The sequence below is a fragment of the uncultured Paenibacillus sp. genome (genome assembly GCF_963515335.1).
Lineage (GTDB): Bacteria > Bacillota > Bacilli > Paenibacillales > Paenibacillaceae > Paenibacillus_I.
Window position 1 is genome coordinate 1 of record NZ_CAUPYC010000043.1, and the last position, 18138, is coordinate 18138.

The following is an 18138-nucleotide window of genomic DNA, read 5'->3' on the forward strand; positions in this document are numbered from 1 at the left end:
TTTGGCGTAATGACTGATTACCAGTTACTGACTTGAACTGCATAGGTCATGTATTCTAGTGCAGCCATCCTATATTTGGCAATATAAAGATGTCGAAAAACAAAGAAAAACCTCCGCGCTTGTCGATGCAAGCCGGAGGTACGATATTCGTTATAACGGCGAACCGATCAGCCTTCTTTATTGAAAGGCGTGTCGGCGATTTTGATCGAGTCGGTCGGGCAGCCGTCGGATGCGTCCTGCAGATCGTCGTACAGATCCTCCGGAATTTCGGTATTCCCGGTGTTGCCGTCACCGTTGTAGATCACTTCGGCCAAGCCTTCGTCGTCGTAATCGTAAATGTCGGGCGCCGTAGCTCCGCATGCGCCGCAAGCGATGCAAGTATCTTTCTCTACCCATGTAAACTTAGCCATTAGTTTGGTCCCTCCTAGAATCGATCGTCAACCGTTGGTATATCCCTCAATCATCAATATATAATAAATGCTCGTCCGATTGCAAGGATGTGCCGCGAATTCGATGGTTTCGGATGCGTGTCGACGGGTCTTCGCCCAACATGCCCGCCGTAAGCACGGCATTCTCCCCGAACTTGTCCCTTAACGCGTCCATCGCGCGGATCAACGCCTCCTTTTTGGGCTGGCTGCTGTAATCGAACAGATCGAGCTGGACCGCCGTCTCGTCGCGCTCCTTCAGGCCTTGCAGCGTCACTCCCAGCAGCCGCACAGGAGCATCGGCCGGCCAATGCCGGTCGTACAGCTTGCACGCCTCGGCATGTATGATGCCGGTCGCTTCGGTCGGAACCGCCAGCGTAGCCGACCTGGTGATCGTTTTCATCTCCGGCGTCCGGATCGCAATCTGGACGGTGGCGGCCATCAGCTTCTGGCGGCGCAGCCTCCGTGCCGTCTGGTCCGAAAGATTCAGCAAAATCCGATGCGCCTCGCCCCGGTCCGTTACATCGTGAGGAAGCGTCGTCGTATGTCCGATCGACTTGTTTTTCTCGCGGACCGGGTTCACCGGCGAATGGTCGATGCCGTTCGCGGCCCGCTTCAGCCAATGCCCCGCAACCCCGAATTGCTTGACCAGCAGCATCTCGTCGGCCGCGGCCAACTGCCCGATCGTATGCAGGTTCATGCGCTTCAGCTTCTCCGCCGTCTTGCCGCCGACGCCGAACAGCGAATCGCACGGCTTATCCCACAACAGCAGCGGTACGTCCCGGATGCGAAGCACGGTTATGCCGTTCGGTTTTTTCATATCCGACGCCATCTTGGCCAGAAGCTTGTTGGGCGCGATGCCGATCGAGCAGGGCAGCGACCATTCGGACCGGATCCGGCTCTGAATCGCGTTCGCGATCTCGAGCGGCGTGCCGAATGGCTTGGAGCCCGTTATATCCAGATAACACTCGTCGATCGACACCGATTCGACGAGCGGCGTATACTGGCGGGCGATGCTTAGAAATCCGCGCGAATATTTCCGGTACAGGTCGAAGTCGGGCGAGATGAGAACCAGCCCGGGGCACCGCTTCAAGCCCTCCCGCACCTTCATGCCCGTTTTGACGCCCAGCCGTCTGGCCGCGTAGGAGGAAGTCACGATGATGCCTTTGCGCAGCTCCACGCTGCCGGCCACCGCCGTCGGCTTGCCGCCGTATTTCCCGGGCTCTTCCGCCTCATGCACGGAGCAGTAAAATGCGTTCATATCCAGATGGAGCACCACGCGCCCGTTCGCCGGATAAGCTTTACTGCCGCCTCCATTACGATTGCCGTCCGCCATCGCCGCTATTCCTCCCCTCGGCCCGAAGGCTTCACTATCAGCATACCCCCGCGGACGAGCCGGGTCAACGTATGGGCCGCATCCGCCGCTATCGGCCGATTATAACGGGTTTCCGCCGCGCGTATTAGATGATATAATAGTAAATTATGAATTGCAGTAGGCATGCGAAGGAGGAGCGTCCCGCGATGGCTGGCGAAATATTCGTGTTTGACACAACGCTGCGAGACGGCACGCAAGGAGAAGGCATCAGCCTCTCGGCGGACGATAAAATCAAAATTGCCAGGAAGCTGGATACGCTCGGCGTTCATTATATTGAAGGCGGCAACCCGGGCAGCAACAATAAGGACATTGAATTTTTCAAACGGGCGAAGGAGCTGCGGTTGAATGCCAAAATTACGGCGTTCGGCAGCACCCGGCGAAAAAATATCACGGCCGAGCAGGACGGCAACCTGCAGCGCATCGCCGAATCCGGCGTCCCTGCGGCGACGCTGGTGGGCAAGGCGTGGGATTTCCATGTGCATACCGCCCTGCAGACGACGCTCGACGAGAATTTGTCGATGATCTATGATTCATTCGCTTTTTTGAAGCGGCACGCCATGGAAGCGATCTACGACGCCGAACACTTTTTCGACGGATTCAAGCACAACCCCGAGTACGCACTCGCGGCGCTTCGCAAGGCGCATGAAGCCGGCGCCGACTGGCTTGTGCTGTGCGATACGAACGGCGGCACGCTTCCTAATGAAATTCGCGACATCGTGGCGCGCGTTAGCAGTGAGCTTGACGCGCCGATCGGCATTCACACCCATAACGACTGCGAGCTGGCGGTCGCCAATACGCTGGCGGCGGTACAGGCGGGCGCCACGCAGGTACAGGGCACGATCAACGGATACGGCGAACGGTGCGGCAATGCCAACCTGTGCTCAATCATTCCGAACTTGCAGCTTAAGTTGGGATACCGCTGCATCGCGGACGAGCAAATGCGGCAGCTCACGAGCGCCGCGCGCTACGTCAGCGAAATCGCCAACGCCCATATGCCGGTCGGCCAGCCTTTCGTCGGCAGCGCGGCTTTCGCGCACAAGGGCGGCATCCACGTGTCGGCGGTCATGAAGGACTCCAAAACGTATGAGCACATTGCGCCCGAGCTTGTCGGCAACAAGCAGCGCGTGCTCGTGTCGGAGCTGGCAGGACAGAGCAATATCATCTCGAAGGCGCAGGAGATGGGCCTCGACGTGAACGCAAACAATGAGCATACGAAATCGATCATCGACAAGATCAAGGACCTCGAGCACCAAGGCTACCAATTCGAGGGGGCCGACGCCTCTCTCGAGCTGCTGCTGCGGGAAGCGTTCGGCGAGACGAAGGAAATATTCCGGCTCGAATCGTTCAAAATGCTCGTCGAGAAGTCGGCCGGCCAAATGGTCTCGGAGGCGATCGTCAAAATCAACGTCGACGGACAAACCGTCTATACGGCCGCGGAGGGCAACGGACCGGTCAACGCGCTGGATAACGCGCTGAGAAAAGCGCTGGTCCAATTCTATCCCGATATTATGGATGTCGTGTTGTCCGACTACAAGGTGCGCGTCATCGACGAGAAGGACGCTACCGCCGCCAAGGTGCGCGTTATGATCGAATCGACCGACTTCAACAACACATGGAGCACGGTCGGCGTGTCCGACAATATCATTGAAGCCAGCTGGGAAGCGCTGGTCGACAGCATCCGTTACGCCCTGCTCGGCTCGGAAAAGCAGGAGAGCGGGCAGGCGATGCGCGCACAACTGGGCCTGGTCAACCACTGACACCGATGCAGCCGAACAACAACAAACGGCAATGGAATCCGAACCTGCGGATCCCATTGCCGTTTGTTGGTTTACTGATAAAGATTTTACCGCCCCCAGAACCGTTCAGCTCCACTTTGCGATGAGCGACTCCCATTTGGCTATCGGGATCACACCCGTGACCCGTTCCCGAATGACGCCGTCCCTGTCGACCAGCAGCGTCGTCGGAAACTGCTCCACATTGTACAAATCGGTCACCGCCCCTTCCCGGTCCATAAGAACCGTGAACGTAAGGCCGAACTCATCCACGAATTGCCGGGCCTCGCGTTCCCTGTCATACTTGGTGGCGTTGACTCCGATCAGCGTCATTCTATCCCGATAACGCTCATGCAGCTTTTGCAAATCAGGCGCTTCCAGAATGCATGGCCCGCACCAGGAGGCCCAGAAATTGATCATCACCACTTTATCGGACGGCCCACCGACGCGCACCGTCCGATCGTCCAGATCGGGCAGATCGAACGCCGGAGCGGCGTAGCCTTTTTTCGGTTTGACCTCGCCGGTCGGCGCGGCGGCGCTCCGGTCTTTGCCGTTGTACTGGTACAAGGCGAAAACCGCGAGCAGCGCCATAATGATCAAGAGCGGCCATCGTCTCTGCATGCATGTTCCTACTTTCCTGCTTCCTGTATGCTTTCACGTCCGTTAAAGCCATCTTATCACGAGGCGGAATGGCGGTTCAAGCAAGGGGGTACATTAACAAACGGATTTCCTTTATCACCGAGAACCGGAGGTTGGTACCCATGCAAAAAGCGAAAGCCGGATGGAGCTACGGCGGCGGCGCGGACAAAGGCCGTTTTCATGCGTCGGAGTCACAGAAAGAGGAACAACCCGGCGGAGGAAGGAAATCGAAGTGGATCGAATATATCGCGCTCGCGACCGTCCCGATGGTGCTTGTGCTGGGTAACTCCATGCTTGTGCCGATTTTGCCGGAGCTGGAGAAGCAAATGGGCGTAAGCTCCCTTCAGGCCAGCCTTGTCATTACATTATTTTCCGTTACGGCCGGCGTATTTATACCTGTGGCCGGTTATTTGTCGGACCGCTTCTCCCGCAAAGCGATCATCCTCCCCTCGCTTGCCGTATACGGCGCAGCAGGCGTGCTGGCCGGCTTCGGCGCGCTGTGGGAATCCTATCCGGTGCTGATTGCCGCCAGGGCCCTGCAAGGGCTCGGCGCCGCGGGTACGGCTCCGATCGCCATGGCCTTGGTCGGCGATATGTATAAGGACGGAGCCGAAAGCGAAGCGCTGGGAATGATCGAGGCCTCCAACGGGACCGGTAAAGTCATCAGTCCGATTCTGGGGTCGTTGTTCGCGCTGATCGTCTGGTATGCGCCCTTTTTCGCTTTCCCCGTGTTCTGCGCGCTGTCCCTGCTCGCCATGATGTTTCTGATCAAGGAGCCTGCCGGCCAAAAAGAGGCGCCGTCCCTGCGCGAGTACGCTTCGAACGTCGCCGGCGTATTCCGCAAAAAGGGCCGCTGGCTGATTCCGGCCTTCATCGCCGGCTCGCTCGCCTTGTTCACCCTGTTCGGCGTATTGTTCTTTCTGTCCAACATGCTCGAGAAGCCGCCCTATTCGATCGACGGCGTCGCCAAGGGCGGCGTGCTGGCCATCCCGCTTGTCGGCCTCGTCGTTACCGCCTACACCACAGGCCGCATCATCAAGAACAACGGCAAGCTGATGCGTGTTCTCATGAACGTCGGCCTGCTCATGATGGCCGTCTCCCTGACCGTGGCGATATGGGGCGAACGCAACCTGATTCTGCTCATCGCGCTGCTCACCCTCAGCAGCGTCGGCACCGGCTTGCTTCTTCCATGCCTGAACACGCTAATCACGGGCGCTGTGGACAAGGCCCACCGGGGCATGATTACGTCTCTTTACAGCAGCCTCCGCTTTCTCGGCGTCGCATTCGGCCCGCCGATATTCGAATGGCTGGGAGGCATTTCCCGCACGGTTCTGTTCGCAACCGTGTCGGTTCTGTCGGCCATCGCGCTTGCCTTTATCTTCTTCCTCGTCAAGCCGCCGGCGCGGGCGGGCGGAGCCGCCTGACAGGGCCGCTTCTTATGCGGTATACTACCGATAGTCGCGAAAGCGCGGCAACCGTATGGAACGCTCCCGAGAAAACGAGGTGACGGCAGGCCGATGGAATCCCCATTGCATATTACAGCGGAAGCTTATGAACAATTACAGCACGTTTGCCGCGCCGCATGGCCGAACGAGGCGTGCGGCGTGCTGTCGGCGTCGCGGCCCGCTCATGGCGGGACGCCCGGGCCTGTGAACGGGGTGCACCCGATTCCGAATGCGTCGGGCCGTCCCGAACGGCGATTCGCCTTCGAGCCCGCAGCCTGGATCGAAACGTTCTACCGCATCGCAAAAAACCGGCAAACGATTGCCGGTTTCTATCATTCCCACCCGAGCGGCTCGACGCTCCCTTCCCTCGCCGATGCGGCCGGTTGGCCGGGCAGCCCGAACGCCTCGTATTGGATCGTATCGCTGAGCGGAAGGGACCGCGGCGCGCTGATCAAGGCTTACCTGCCGCAGAAAGACGCATCGGGCGCGTTAATGTTTACTCAAGTAAGCGTACAAATCGCCTAAAGTGATTATATTGCGTAAAAAAATAAGGGCCAAAAACCGCTGCCACAGCTTTGCCGTCATGATCGCATCCTCAAGCGCGTGGTGCCGCTGCGTAACCTCGACGCCGTAGCTTTCCAGCAGCTCATCGAGCCCGTAGCCGCTTCTCTTGGGCTCCAGCCATTTGGCGACCATCATCGTATCGAGCACGCGGTGCGTCAAATTGACCTTCGAGGTCCGCCACAGCGCCGCATTCAAAAACTGCTTGTCATGCCCGGAGCCGTGCGCGATCAGCACCCGCTGCTTGCCGGCGAATTCCATGAAATCGTGCAGCACCTGCATCAGGTCGGGCGCGGACTCGGCCATCGCGTTCGTGATGCCCGTCAACTCGGTAATATGGCGCGGAATCCTGCGCTTCGGATTGACGAGGCTGTAGAACTGCCCGGACGGCAGCATCTGATCCCCCTTCATCGCGACTCCGCCCACCGAAATGATCTCGTCGCCGCTATACGGATAAAACCCGGTCGTCTCCAGATCGAAGACGACCGTTTCCATTTCGCTCAGCGGCTGCTCCAGCGTCAATTGCTTGCGCTGCTCCCTCGACATCGAGCGGATAAAAGCCATCTGCTGAGCGTTCTGCTGGCCCAGCATCGAAGCGATCGCGGGCGTGATGCCTCCCATTTTGTATAAATGCCAGGCACGTCCGACGCCCTTCTGTTCCTTCATTTTACTCCCCTCCGCCTTACTTGAGCTTGCCGAGCGTCTGCCTCAGGACGCGGCGCTGAAGCTTTCTGCCGGTCAGAAGACCACGCTTCAGCTCGCGCGCCAACTGCTTCGTCAGCCGGCTGCCGGGCAGCTTGCCGCTGCTCCCGTACGTCCCTTCCTCCGCGAGAGCGGTCGTATAAAGACGAAGCCGCAGAAACAAACGGAAAGCGGAAGCGTAATTGTCCGCATCGTGCTCCGAAAGCTTGCCGGCTTCGCGCAGCGCCCGTATCCTCTCCAGCGTGGATGTCGTCCGGATACCGGCCTGAATCGCCAGCAAACGAATCGAATTGACAAGCGGAATATAAGCTCCGTATTTAATATCCAGACTGCCCGACTCCCGGCCGTACCGTTCCGTGAGCAGCTGTCCGAATATGCCGATCAGCACCTTGTGCCGGAGCGTATTCTCCAGCATCCTTCTCACGATAACCGGGTGATCCAGCGTGTCGCGAAAATAGTGCTCCTTCAACCGGTCCGACAGCGACGGATCCCCGCTTACGATCCGCCCGTCCGCGATGATCAGCAGATAGCGGACGGCCTCCCAATGCGCCTCGTCAAACCATCGGTCGAGCTTCTCCATCCAACCGCGGAGCGAATCGCACCAATCCGGGTTGGAGCTGATGACGTTGCCTTCGCAAGGCGGATATCCGACTTGCCGCAGCGAGTCGACGATGACCTGTGAGAAGGTGTGAAAATAGTGCCGCACCTGTTCCCCGTCCATCGATTCGGGGGGATTGTCGTACAGCATGCCGCTGTCTTGGTCGCTTGCCAATGTCTGTTCCCTCCGGCCGCCGCTGCCGAACAACAAATAAGCGTATGGCACGGGGGGAGAACCGTTTCCCGCCCGTGCCATCTCTTGCTCTGCCAGGAAAATGCAGCGCGCAATAAGCGCATCGTGCATCCCGTTCAGGTCGTTATTGAATTGTTCGACGGAAGCCGAAGGGAGAAGCGACTGCATTCGCTGTTGAATCTGATCCCGCAAGCTGCGCAGCTCACCGACATGCCCGGCGGTGCCGACAAGTCCGTAAAGCCGCGCCATTACCGGATCGTTCATTCGGCGCTCTCTCCCCTCGGTCGGTCTTGACGCCGTACCGCGAATCCGGTATCAGGCGTTCAATCTTTCTTGCGCTTTTTTCATTTGTTCCGGGTAACCGTAGTTGCCGTGCTCGCTCAAGTCGAGACCGATAATCTCCTGCTCCTCGGTAACGCGGAAACCCATGATCATTTTCATAACGCCCAGAATCAGGAACGAGGCGATCAGCACGAACGCGCCGACTGTGACGACCGACTCGAATTGAACCCACAATTGGTACCAGCTGCCCGTGTCGAACAATCCGCCTTGACCGACGCCGACTTTCTCGGCCAGCTCTTGCGTCGCGAAGAAGCCGTTTGCCAGCGTGCCCCAAACCCCGGCTGCGCCGTGTACGGAAAGGGCGTAAATCGGATCGTCCACTTTCATTTTCTCGAAAAATTTGGCGCTGTAAAATACCAGAATGCCTGCGATGAAACCGATGACGACTGCCGCCCATGGCTCAACGAACGCCGAGGATGCGGTAATGGCGACCAGACCGGCGAGCGCGCCGTTCAGCATTGTCGTGATATCGGCTTTGCCCGTCACCGCCCATGAAATCAGAAGCGCCGCTACAGCGCCCGCAGCCGCGCCAAGCTGCGTATTGAACGCGACATAAGCGAAGAAACCGTCGCCGACGCTGAGCGCGCTGCCCGCGTTGAAGCCGAACCAGCCGACCCAAAGCAACAGAACCGAAAGCGCCGTAAATACCTGGTTGTGCCCGAGAATTTCGTTGGCAGAGCCGTCTTTATTAAATTTGCCGATCCGCGGTTTCAACAACACCGTCGCCGCGAAAGCTACAAGCGCGCCCGTCCAGTGAACGACAGTGGAGCCCGCATAGTCCTGCGCGCCGTCCTGCGCCAGCCAGCCGCCGCCCCAAATCCATTTTGCCACAACCGGATAAATAATTGAAGCGAAGAAAATCGTAAAAATCAAATAAGATGAGAGCTTTGCGCGTTCGGCGAAACCGCCCCAGGCGATCGACAGCGAGATGGTCGCGAACATCAGCTGAAAAATGAAGAAGGCCGTCGTTGCGTAGCCGTCACCCTCGCCCGCCACAATCGGAGGACTGAAGAAGAAGCTGCCGAGTCCGAAAAAATCGGTGCCGTTCGGCCCGAACGAAATGCCGTAGCCTACCGCCCAATAAATCAGCGATGCCAAGCCCATCGTGAAGATCGTTTTACCGGCGACGTGGCCGGCGTTTTTCATACGGGTGGAGCCGCTCTCCAGCAGGATGAAACCTCCTTGCATCAACAGAACGAGAACCCCGGCGAGCAAAATCCACAGCGTATTCAGCCCCATGTTCAGCATTCCCGCGGACGGCGCCGCGAAGGCCATTGCCGGGAATAATAACGACAACGCTCCTAATGTTAGCAAAATTTTCTTGACCACAACGACCACTCCCTTAATGTGATGTTTTCTAACCTAGTGTGAAATACTTAATGTCATTATAGACAGAACCACCCGGTTTGACAATATGTTTTTTGCATTTTTTCGAGTCAAAGGGGTCGAAATTCTAACGTTCGTCTGTTTAATCAGCGTTAATGTTAGGTTTTAGTCCATTTTTGATGTGATTTTCGTCAAAAACAAGGCCGATTCTTCGCGTTTTTTCAAATATGAACGAAGCCGCACCCTCCGCCGCGGATCAATGCTTTCATTTATGTAGGAATATATGACGCCGGTCGCCGGACACAAAACCGTCACGTTTGACTGTACGGTTCTAAATTGGGTATTATAGCGGTAAGAGTATAAGGAACGGAAAGCGGGTGAGGATATTGGGGATAAAGTAGCGCTGTACCGCATTGGAGAATTGGCCAGGCAGGCGAACGTCAGCCCGCGGACGATCGATTTCTACACGACGATCGGCCTGATCGAACCGGTTAAACGGTCGTCAAAAAATTACCGGCTCTACGGATCTGAAACCTTGGACCGGCTCGAACGTATTGAACAGATGAAAAAAGAAAAACTCACGCTGGATGAGATCAAAAGCGTGCTCGACCAATGGAGCAAGGTTTCGCCCGAGGAGCACATCCACCGCAAGCTGACGGACCTGCAGCTTCATCTGACCCAGTTGCAGCGGGATGTGAAGGAGCTTGAGCCGGTCATCGGCCGACTGAAGCCGCAGCAGGCGAAGAACGTGTATAAACGCCTGATGCCCCAGACGGCCGCTTGCATCGAAGCGCTCATGATTCTGATCAATAAAGGGCCTCTTATGTAGCGAGGACTTCAATAACAACGGAGGGAGATACACATGTTATTTTTTTACCCGATGGATTGGCTCATTCTCGTTGCGTTCGGCATCTCGATCTGGGCGCAATTCCGCGTCAAGGGCACGTTCAATCGTTGGGCTGAAGTGCCGACCGCTTACGGCCTGACCGGTTACCAAGCGGCGCGCCGGATGCTCGACAGCAACGGCCTGCACGATGTGCCGATCGAGCCGATTCCCGGCCGCCTGACCGACCATTACGACCCGATTCACCGGGTTGTCCGCCTGTCGGAGCCGGTTTATTACGAGAACTCGATTTCGGCCGTTTCAGTCGCCTGCCACGAGGTCGGCCACGCGATCCAGCACAGCGTCTCCTACCCGATGCTCGTGCTACGGCACAAAATGTTCCCGATCGTACGGTTCGCATCCGGCATCGCGCCGTTTCTGCTGATCGCCGGCTTCCTTTTCAGCGCTTTTAACCTGATCGGCCTCGGCATCATCTTCTTCTCGGCGGCGGTCGCTTTCCAGCTCGTTACGCTGCCGGTCGAATTTAACGCCAGCAGCCGGGCGAGAGACCTGATGATCGCCGAAGGGTTCATTACGAACGAGGAAGAACGTGGCGTGGCGAAAATGCTGAACGCCGCCGCTTTGACATATGTAGCGGCCGCGCTGATCTCGCTCCTGGAGCTGCTGAAGTACATTATGATCTTTACCTCCAACCGGGAGTAACGTCTGGACATGAACAAGCCGCCTTCGACCGAAGGCGGCTTCTTTATGCTCCATTGCCGTCACTTGCTCCCCGTCAACGAGTCGGAGAAATAATCGAGCAAATATTGATGAAACACTTTGGCGACCAGCGGGAGCTTCTCGTTCGAGCGATGAATGAGCCCGATCGTGCGCGTCACTTCGGGACAGCTGATCTCCACCTTGGCCGGCTGGAACGGGCCGATCTGGAACAGCGCCATTTCCGGCAGCAGGCTGACGCCCATGCCGGCCGCGACCAAGCCGCGAATCGTATCGGTCTCTTCCCCCTCGAACGCGATTTTCGGCGTAAACCCCGCCTCCAGACACGCATCCCACACGATCGGGCGCAACGAATAACCTTCCCTGAACAACACGAAGCTCTCATCCTTCAGCTGCGACAGCTCGATCGACGTTTCGTGCGACAGCGGATGGCCGGGCGGCAAAATGGCGTACAGCTTCTCGGTCAGCACGATGTCCCCGCATATATGCTCCACTTTTTCCGGCAGCGGCGAGATAAAGGCGAGATCCACCTCGCCGTTGACGACGTCCTTGATCAATGACGGGTACATCCCTTGCTTGAAGCGGAAACGGACATTCGGATGCGCGCGCCGGAACAGCGCGACCACCTTCGGTATCAAATGAATGCCCAGGCTGTGCGGGAAGCCCAGCCGAATCTCGCCATGCTCCGGATCCATAAATTCATGAATTTCAACGATCGCGCGCTCCAGGTCGGCGATGATCGACTCGGCGCGCTTGAGAAACAGCTGGCCGACAGGCGTAAGCTGAAGATTTCTCCCTTTTTGCAGAAAAAGCTTGACGCCGAGCTCCTCCTCGAGCTGGTGTATCTGCCGGCTGACGGCCGATTGCGCCACATGCAGCTCCTCCGCCGCGCGCGTCACGTGTTCGCGGTTCGCGACTTCCACAAAATAATACAACTGCCTCAGTTCCATAACTTCCCCTAACTCCGCTTTCTTCCGCGGACGAACATGCCCATCATGACAAAACCGGCAATGCCGCCGCCGATGTGGGCCCAAATATTAATATTAGGCGACAATACCGAATAAATCAAACCGAAAACGAGGATCGTATAGACTGTTTTGCGGGACGCCTCATCCATCGCGTATTTGCGGAACACCGCCATGTACAGGTAAGCGCCGAAAATTCCGTAAATGGAGCCGGAAGCCCCAACGGACAACTGCTCGGAGCCGGCATAGACGACCGCGCTGACCGCGTTGGCGAGAATACCGGCCATGATATAGAAAAGCAAATACCGCGCATGCCCAAGCAGCCGTTCAAGCGGAGGCGCGAACACCAGAATCGAAAAGCTGTTGAACAGCAAATGCTGCCAGCCGGCGTGCAGGACGATCGACGTCGCGTAGCGCCAAGGCTGCTGCAAGCCGAACAGGTTGTTGCCAGGCTCCTGATAAAACATTCCCCACATGGTCAGCAGACGCCCAAGGAACAGCCAATCCGCGATAAACACCATCAGATTGACCGCCAGAATCGCTGCCGTCACCGGATATAAACGTACATAGCTACGGAAGCTCTCGTAGCGTAAAAAAATCATCGGTCATTCCTCCCGTTATGATGTACGTTCGATAGCGCAAGCGGTTCCGGCTCATCCGGTCAATGCCAATGATTGGACAATGGCCTTCATCTCCGATTATAATAAAGGACGGTACAAGCAATCAAATAGAGGAGGAAACAATAATGGCACAAGAACGCGCAGGCGTGGCGACGCTCAAAGGCAATCCGCTGACGCTGCTCGGACCAGAACTCAAGAAAGGCGACAAGGCGCCCGACTTCCGGCTCAACAAATCCCTTGTGGAAAGCGTTACGCTGGCCGACTTCGCCGGCAAAGTGAAGCTGATCAGCGTCGTGCCGTCGATCGACACCGGCGTATGCGACGCGCAGACGCGCCGTTTCAACGAAGCGTCCGCCGCCCTTGGCGACAATGTGGCAATCCTCACGGTCAGCGTCGATCTTCCGATGGCGCAAGCCCGCTGGTGCGGCGCCGCAGGCGTGGACAAGGTCGTCATGCTCTCCGACTACAAAGACAACAACTTCGGCGAAGCGTACGGGACCTTGATCAAGGAGCTTCGCCTCGACTTCCGTGCGATCTTCGTCATCGATGCGAACGACACGATTCAGTACGTCGAGTACTTGAAGGAAATGACCGAGCATCCGGATTACGAGAAAGCGATCGAAGCGGCCAAAGCTCTCGTGTAAAAAAATCCCCAAAAAGGGAAGCCGGGCTCTGAAGCTTATGCCGATTACTTTTCGGGGACGCCCATGTTACGGTAAATAACGGCAATAACAAAGCGAGCGGAGGCTTTTTAAACCCCGGCTCGCTTTTTTGCCCCCGATTATTGCCGTTCCGCCTTGTAAGCGGCCAGCTTCTTGTCAAGTGCGCGGTAAATGTCGAGTATGACGCGGTAATTGGAGCCCAAATCGCCGAAGGAGCCCCTGGAAGCGGAATAAATGTCGACTGCCGCCAGTACCGGATTGATGCTGATGATCGATACGGTAATGTCCATCGTACGCCCCGACACAGTCCGCTTCTCGACGACGATTTCACCGACCGATTCCACCTCGTGAAGCACCTTGTAGCCCTGCATCTTTTTCAGTGTAGAGACGACTTCCTCCCAGGCCTTGTCTTTGGACATCTTGTAGTAATGTGATTTCAACAGCGGATCTTTGGCCTTGTCCCCCGTCTGCTCATGACTGCGGATCAATCCGACCAGCGTGCGCTTCAACAAGCGATCTCCCCCTCAGGCATCTCTTTCTGCTATCCTATATGATACCATGAAACTAAATATGAGAAAACCTATATTGAGGCTCCTTATAAATGAACTGCCGCTTGAAAAAAAAGCAAAAAACTCCCCATCCGTCGTACCCCGCAGGGACAACAAGTGAGGAGCGGTCGCATTCGGCAAAAACCCGCCAATGCCGTCCGGCTATCTTGTTTCTGAACCCGCTCTCGCAGGTGGGTGATCGCAGAAGCGTTTTTGAAGTCCCTTTTCGAGGGCATGACAGCCGCGCTTCGATATTGGTCTCCCTAGAAACAGCCATTGGTTCAAAACAACGTATAAGCCGTAACGAACATCGCAGGATGTACCATCATTATAGAGTTATCCGGCGCAAAAGTAAACCTCGCGGAGGCCCCAAACGACTGAAAATAGTTGCCAGCCCTGGCCGCTTGCGTTTATTGCTTCGGTTCCTGCTCCGCGATTTCCCGTTCCTGCTGCTCCAGCTGCTCCTGGCGCTCCATCATTTCCTTCATTTTCAGGTAAACCTGGTAAAAGTTAAAGAACGCCATATAAGCGATCAGACTGCCGGTGAAAAACGGGAACAGGAAGGTGAAGCGCGTGCTGATAAACAAAATCGCCACCGAGACCAGCACCGTCGACAGCGAGCGGAACGGCCGGCCGATCGTAATCAGGATCGCATCCTTCACGAGCTGGAACGTGGACTTATGGTAATGAACGATCAGCGAGAAGAAATTAAACAACGAGACGACCAGCAGCAGCCCGAGCCCCAGAAAAATATAGGATAGGAGCTGCAAGCCTTGAATGCCCGACAAGTATACACGGTAATCGACGATAATGATGACGAAAATAAGCGTGTACAGCAAACCGCCCAGCATGCTCTTCACATAGTTTTCCTTGTAGCCTCGGAAAAACGTTTTCAACAATGGGGCGTCGACTTCCCCCATCACCCATTTGCGGACCGTCGTAAACATCGCGGACGTCGCCGGAAAGAAAAAGAACGGTGCCGCCGCGCCCGCCAGCATCAGGCTTGCCAGCAGCTGGTCAAGCTCTTCCACCGTGTTGTAAACGAATAACGGAACAAGCAGCAAATACAGGAACGGCAGCGAGCAGATAACCCATAATACGTTCGTCACCGATAACCGCATAATCCATTCCGAAATTTTATAGAAGCCTCCCATAAGGCCCCGCATCTCCATCCGAATCCCTCCGGTTTGTTCAGTGAAGAAAAAACCGGGACAATCCGTTCCGCGCCTATAGATGCGGGCCGGCCGGATTGTCCCGGTTCCGTCTTTAAATGCAAAGCTTACTCATCGGACGAGCCGCCGCGATACCCGCCGCCGCCCTGCGAACCGCCGCGGTATCCGCCGCCCCCGCGACCGTCACGCGAGCCGCCCCCGCTTCCGCCGCGATAGCCTCCGCCGCCTTGCGAACCGCCGCGGTATCCGCCGCCCGCGCGACCGTCACGCGAGCCGCCCCCGCGGTATCCGCCGCCGCTCCCGCTCCGGTTGCCGCCGCCGAACGGGCCGCCGGAGAAGCGGCGCCCGCTGGAGCGAACGTCGGGCCTGCGTTTCTTGGCCCGAATCGGATCCTCCGGCGTCAGCTCGATGCTGACGTCCTTCTTCTCGCCGGTCAGCAGCTTCATCGCTGCCGCAAGAAGATGAACCGAATCGTACTGCTCCAGCAATTGAATCGAAAGGCCCTTGTATTCCTGGATTTCATCGTTCTGGACGACCTCGATCAGGCGCTCCGCCGTCAAACGCTGCTTGCCTTCGATCGCTTCGGCGATGCTTGGAAGCGGCTTACGGGCGATTTTCTGACGAGTAACCTTCTCGATGAAGTGCAAATGATCCAGCTCGCGCGGCGTGACGAACGACCAGGCCGTTCCTTCCTTGCCCGCGCGTCCGGTCCTGCCGATCCGGTGAACGTAGCTTTCCGGGTCCTGCGGCAGGTCAAAGTTGATGACGTGCGTGACGCCGGAAACGTCGAGACCGCGCGCCGCCACATCCGTTGCGACCAGCACGTCGATGCTGCCGTCGCGGAATTTGCGCATGACCGCGTCGCGCTGGTTCTGCGACAAGTCGCCGTGCAAGCCGTCCGCGGAGTATCCGCGCTTCTGCAGCGCTTCGCTCAGCTCGTCGACGCGGCGCTTCGTGCGCCCGAATACGATCGCCAGCTCCGGCGACTCCATGTCGAGCAGCCGGCTGATCGCCTCGAACTTCTGGCGCTCATGCACTTCGATGTAAGCCTGCTCGATCGATGGGGCCGTTATGTTCTTCGGAATAACGGAGACGTGCTCCGGATTGCGAAGGAACTGCTGCGCCAGCTTCTGGATGTTAGGCGGCATCGTTGCCGAGAAGAGCATCGTTTGGCGCTCTTCGGGCACAAGGCTCAGGATGCTCGTAATGTCTTCCATGAAGCCCATATCCAGCATTTCGTCCGCCTCGTCAAGCACGACGGTCTGCACGTCGTCCAGCTTGATCGTCTTGCGGTTGATATGGTCGAGCAGCCGTCCCGGCGTACCGATAATGATATGCGGGCGCTTCTTCAGGGCGCGGATTTGCCGCCCGATATCCTGGCCGCCGTAGATCGGCAGCGTCCGGACGCCTTTGTAGCGGGCAAGCTTGCCGATCTCGTCGGCGACTTGGATCGCGAGCTCGCGTGTCGGCGTCATAATCAGCGCGACGATCCGCTCCTCGCTGACAGGAATTTTGTTGATGAGCGGGATGCCGAAAGCAGCCGTCTTGCCCGTACCCGTCTGCGCTTGTCCGATCAGATCGGATCCGGTCAGCGCGATCGGAATCGCTTTGTCTTGAATCGGGGTCGACTCTTCGAAGCCCAACTCGGTGATGGCCTGCAGCACTTTCGCTTCCAGGCCGAATTCAGCAAATGTTTTCAAACTTTCTCATACTCCTTTTTTCTCTGTGCGTTCTTCTTGAAAATATCCCAATCATTATAGCACAGTTCGGAATGTGAATACCAGCGAACGGTAATTGGGGAACCTAATTCTATTTCCCGGACGGTGCGTGCCCAGTCTCACACGTTCCGCGAAGACTTGAAAGGAGATCACCTCCATGAACGCCATACGCTCGGCGGGCTCGTTGGCCGGCTTGACGGTCGGCGCTTTCTTAATCGCCTTCGGCTTCAACCAGATGCTCATCCCTCACCGATTGCTGAGCGGCGGATTGTCGGGCGTCGCGATGATGCTCGGTTATGCAACCGGCTGGCCCGTAAATCTAATGTACATCGCGCTCAATGTCCCCGTGCTCGCCTGGGGATGGTTCGTCCTGGGCCGCTCGTTCGTTCTGTGGAGCATCTATTCCGTAGCCGCGGCAACTTTCCTGATGCAGTTTATCCCGGTTAGCCCGCTCGTAACCGATCCGGTCCTCGGAGCCGTGTTCGGCGGCGTCATATTCGGCTTCGGGAGCGGCCTGTCCCTGCGTTTCGGCGGATCGTCCGGCGGCTTCGACGTCATCGCGTCCATCGTCACCCGCAAGCGCGACATACCGGTGGGCATGCTTCTTTTTCTGCTCAACGGAGCGGTCATCGGCACACTGGCTCTGCAGACCGGAGACTGGGACATCGTGCTGTACTCCATGCTCTCGATTTTCGCCGCCGGCAAGGTCGTCGACCTCGTCCATATCCGTCAAGTAAAGGTGACCGCTTTTATTATTACCCGCGAAACCGAAAAATTGTTAGACAAATTGCTCACCCTTGAGCGGGGCGTGACCGTTATCCGGACAAGAGGCGCCTATGACCGCACCGAGAAGGATATGCTGATGACCGTTACCACCCGCTACGAGCTGGCGGCGCTCCGCAGAACGATCCGGACGCTCGATCCGAAGGCGTTCGTCAACATCGTTGAAACCGTGGGCGTGATCGGCGAATTTCGCCGGATCTGACCGGGGAAGGACGAACGGGCGCGGCGGATCGACCTATTTTTTTTATCGAAATGCTGGTATAATGAAAATGTCCCACAAGCGCTCGTTTCTAGCCCTGCGTTTTACCCGTATTCTTTGAAAACATTCGAGGAAAGGGTGATGCAAGATGGATATGGAAACCGTAACGTTATCTCGGATTGTGGAAAAGTTGGCGCCGGAATTGGTCCCCTTCCTTACCGAGCGGGAGCTGAACATGAACATCGTCCTTCGGGAAGGGCTGGCCGTGCTGGAGCCGGAAGACGCGATTGAAATCGTGCAGCACAGTATTTACGAGATTCAGAAGCAGGTCATGCTGCATTAACATGAGTGGATAGGGTCAAGGGCGGGAACGGAAACGTTCCCGTTATTTTTTTGGAGATTATTTTGCCTTTCCCCCTGCTTCCCCCTTCCTAATCGTCCTATGCCGCACGGGCCCCGCATATAATGGCAGTAACGGCCGGCATAGGCGAATATCGCTCAACAAAACCCAACACCGTTTTACAAATCCTACG

Annotated in this window: 19 protein-coding genes and 1 other RNA gene; 8 read left to right on the forward strand and 12 right to left on the reverse strand. The window is 57.0% G+C overall.

Annotated elements, in window-relative coordinates:
- Positions 1-167: 167 nt before the first annotated feature.
- Together RWM61_RS13590 and RWM61_RS13595 are read right to left on the reverse strand one after the other, a co-directional pair.
- On the reverse strand, positions 168-410 hold the full coding sequence (locus RWM61_RS13590; protein ID WP_314001638.1) for a ferredoxin: 243 nt from the start codon (positions 408-410) through the stop codon (positions 168-170).
- Positions 411-456: 46 nt separating this feature from the next.
- Positions 457-1761 (reverse strand): DNA polymerase IV, encoded by a 1305-nt coding sequence (locus RWM61_RS13595; RefSeq protein ID WP_314001640.1) that lies wholly within the window; start codon positions 1759-1761, stop codon positions 457-459.
- Positions 1762-1946: 185 nt separating this feature from the next.
- Here RWM61_RS13595 and cimA point away from each other — a divergent pair, with 185 nt between their 5' ends.
- Positions 1947-3557, forward strand: coding sequence for a citramalate synthase (cimA, locus tag RWM61_RS13600; RefSeq protein WP_314001642.1), 1611 nt, complete (start codon positions 1947-1949; stop codon positions 3555-3557).
- Positions 3558-3662: 105 nt separating this feature from the next.
- On the opposite strand, the gene RWM61_RS13605 is transcribed toward cimA, so the two are convergent.
- The gene (locus RWM61_RS13605; RefSeq protein ID WP_314001644.1) at positions 3663-4193 is read right to left on the reverse strand and encodes a TlpA disulfide reductase family protein; all 531 of its coding nucleotides are present in this window, start codon (positions 4191-4193) and stop codon (positions 3663-3665) included.
- Between the two features lie 140 nt (positions 4194-4333).
- On the opposite strand from RWM61_RS13605, the gene RWM61_RS13610 reads away from it, so the two are divergent.
- Both RWM61_RS13610 and RWM61_RS13615 read left to right on the forward strand, forming a co-directional pair.
- Positions 4334-5635, forward strand: a complete 1302-nt coding sequence (locus tag RWM61_RS13610) for an MFS transporter (protein ID WP_314001646.1) — start codon at positions 4334-4336, stop codon at positions 5633-5635.
- A 93-nt stretch (positions 5636-5728) separates the two neighbouring features.
- Positions 5729-6181, forward strand: a complete 453-nt coding sequence (locus RWM61_RS13615) for a M67 family metallopeptidase (RefSeq protein ID WP_314001647.1) — start codon at positions 5729-5731, stop codon at positions 6179-6181.
- Here the strand turns inward: RWM61_RS13615 and RWM61_RS13620 are convergent.
- The 3 genes from RWM61_RS13620 to RWM61_RS13630 are packed head-to-tail and all read right to left on the reverse strand — an operon-like array spanning position 6146 to position 9326.
- A complete protein-coding gene (locus RWM61_RS13620) occupies positions 6146-6883 on the reverse strand; it encodes an exonuclease domain-containing protein (protein ID WP_314001649.1) in 738 nt (245 codons plus the stop codon). The two genes, RWM61_RS13615 and RWM61_RS13620, sit on opposite strands and share 36 nt — an antisense overlap.
- A 16-nt stretch (positions 6884-6899) precedes the next feature.
- Positions 6900-7973 (reverse strand): DUF294 nucleotidyltransferase-like domain-containing protein, encoded by a 1074-nt coding sequence (locus tag RWM61_RS13625; protein ID WP_314001651.1) that lies wholly within the window; start codon positions 7971-7973, stop codon positions 6900-6902.
- A 51-nt stretch (positions 7974-8024) separates the two neighbouring features.
- Positions 8025-9326: an ammonium transporter gene (locus RWM61_RS13630; protein WP_314001705.1), complete on the reverse strand. Its 1302-nt coding sequence runs from the start codon at positions 9324-9326 to the stop codon at positions 8025-8027.
- Between the two features lie 436 nt (positions 9327-9762).
- Between RWM61_RS13630 and RWM61_RS13635 the strand changes: the two genes are divergently transcribed.
- Both RWM61_RS13635 and RWM61_RS13640 read left to right on the forward strand, forming a co-directional pair.
- The gene (locus RWM61_RS13635; RefSeq protein ID WP_314001707.1) at positions 9763-10206 is read left to right on the forward strand and encodes a MerR family transcriptional regulator; all 444 of its coding nucleotides are present in this window, start codon (positions 9763-9765) and stop codon (positions 10204-10206) included.
- A 33-nt stretch (positions 10207-10239) separates the two neighbouring features.
- Positions 10240-10923: a zinc metallopeptidase gene (locus RWM61_RS13640; RefSeq protein ID WP_314001653.1), complete on the forward strand. Its 684-nt coding sequence runs from the start codon at positions 10240-10242 to the stop codon at positions 10921-10923.
- A 59-nt stretch (positions 10924-10982) separates the two neighbouring features.
- Here the strand turns inward: RWM61_RS13640 and RWM61_RS13645 are convergent, their stop codons facing one another.
- Positions 10983-11888: a LysR family transcriptional regulator gene (locus tag RWM61_RS13645; protein ID WP_314001655.1), complete on the reverse strand. Its 906-nt coding sequence runs from the start codon at positions 11886-11888 to the stop codon at positions 10983-10985.
- An 8-nt stretch (positions 11889-11896) separates the two neighbouring features.
- Complete coding sequence (locus RWM61_RS13650; RefSeq protein WP_314001657.1) at positions 11897-12505, reverse strand: rhomboid family intramembrane serine protease; 609 nt, start codon at positions 12503-12505, stop codon at positions 11897-11899.
- 143 nt (positions 12506-12648) lie between these two features.
- Between RWM61_RS13650 and tpx the strand changes: the two genes are divergently transcribed.
- Entirely contained in the window at positions 12649-13167 is a 519-nt protein-coding gene (tpx, locus tag RWM61_RS13655) for a thiol peroxidase (RefSeq protein WP_314001660.1), read from the forward strand.
- A gap of 137 nt (positions 13168-13304) precedes the next feature.
- Here tpx and RWM61_RS13660 read toward each other — a convergent pair whose 3' ends face one another.
- From RWM61_RS13660 to RWM61_RS13675, 4 genes are all read right to left on the reverse strand, one after another.
- Positions 13305-13697 carry a DUF1499 domain-containing protein gene (locus RWM61_RS13660; protein ID WP_314001662.1) on the reverse strand — a complete coding sequence of 131 codons (393 nt, stop codon included), beginning with the start codon at positions 13695-13697 and terminating at the stop codon, positions 13305-13307.
- A gap of 174 nt (positions 13698-13871) precedes the next feature.
- Positions 13872-14055, reverse strand: a non-coding RNA gene (ssrS, locus tag RWM61_RS13665) — 6S RNA.
- 88 nt (positions 14056-14143) lie between these two features.
- On the reverse strand, positions 14144-14905 hold the full coding sequence (locus tag RWM61_RS13670; protein WP_314001664.1) for a DUF624 domain-containing protein: 762 nt from the start codon (positions 14903-14905) through the stop codon (positions 14144-14146).
- Between the two features lie 107 nt (positions 14906-15012).
- Positions 15013-16605 (reverse strand): DEAD/DEAH box helicase, encoded by a 1593-nt coding sequence (locus RWM61_RS13675; protein WP_314001666.1) that lies wholly within the window; start codon positions 16603-16605, stop codon positions 15013-15015.
- A gap of 175 nt (positions 16606-16780) precedes the next feature.
- Between RWM61_RS13675 and RWM61_RS13680 the strand changes: the two genes are divergently transcribed.
- The gene (locus RWM61_RS13680) at positions 16781-17608 is read left to right on the forward strand and encodes a YitT family protein (RefSeq protein ID WP_314001668.1); all 828 of its coding nucleotides are present in this window, start codon (positions 16781-16783) and stop codon (positions 17606-17608) included.
- 145 nt (positions 17609-17753) lie between these two features.
- Entirely contained in the window at positions 17754-17948 is a 195-nt protein-coding gene (locus RWM61_RS13685) for a hypothetical protein (RefSeq protein WP_314001670.1), read from the forward strand.
- The last annotated feature ends 190 nt before the right edge of the window (positions 17949-18138 follow it).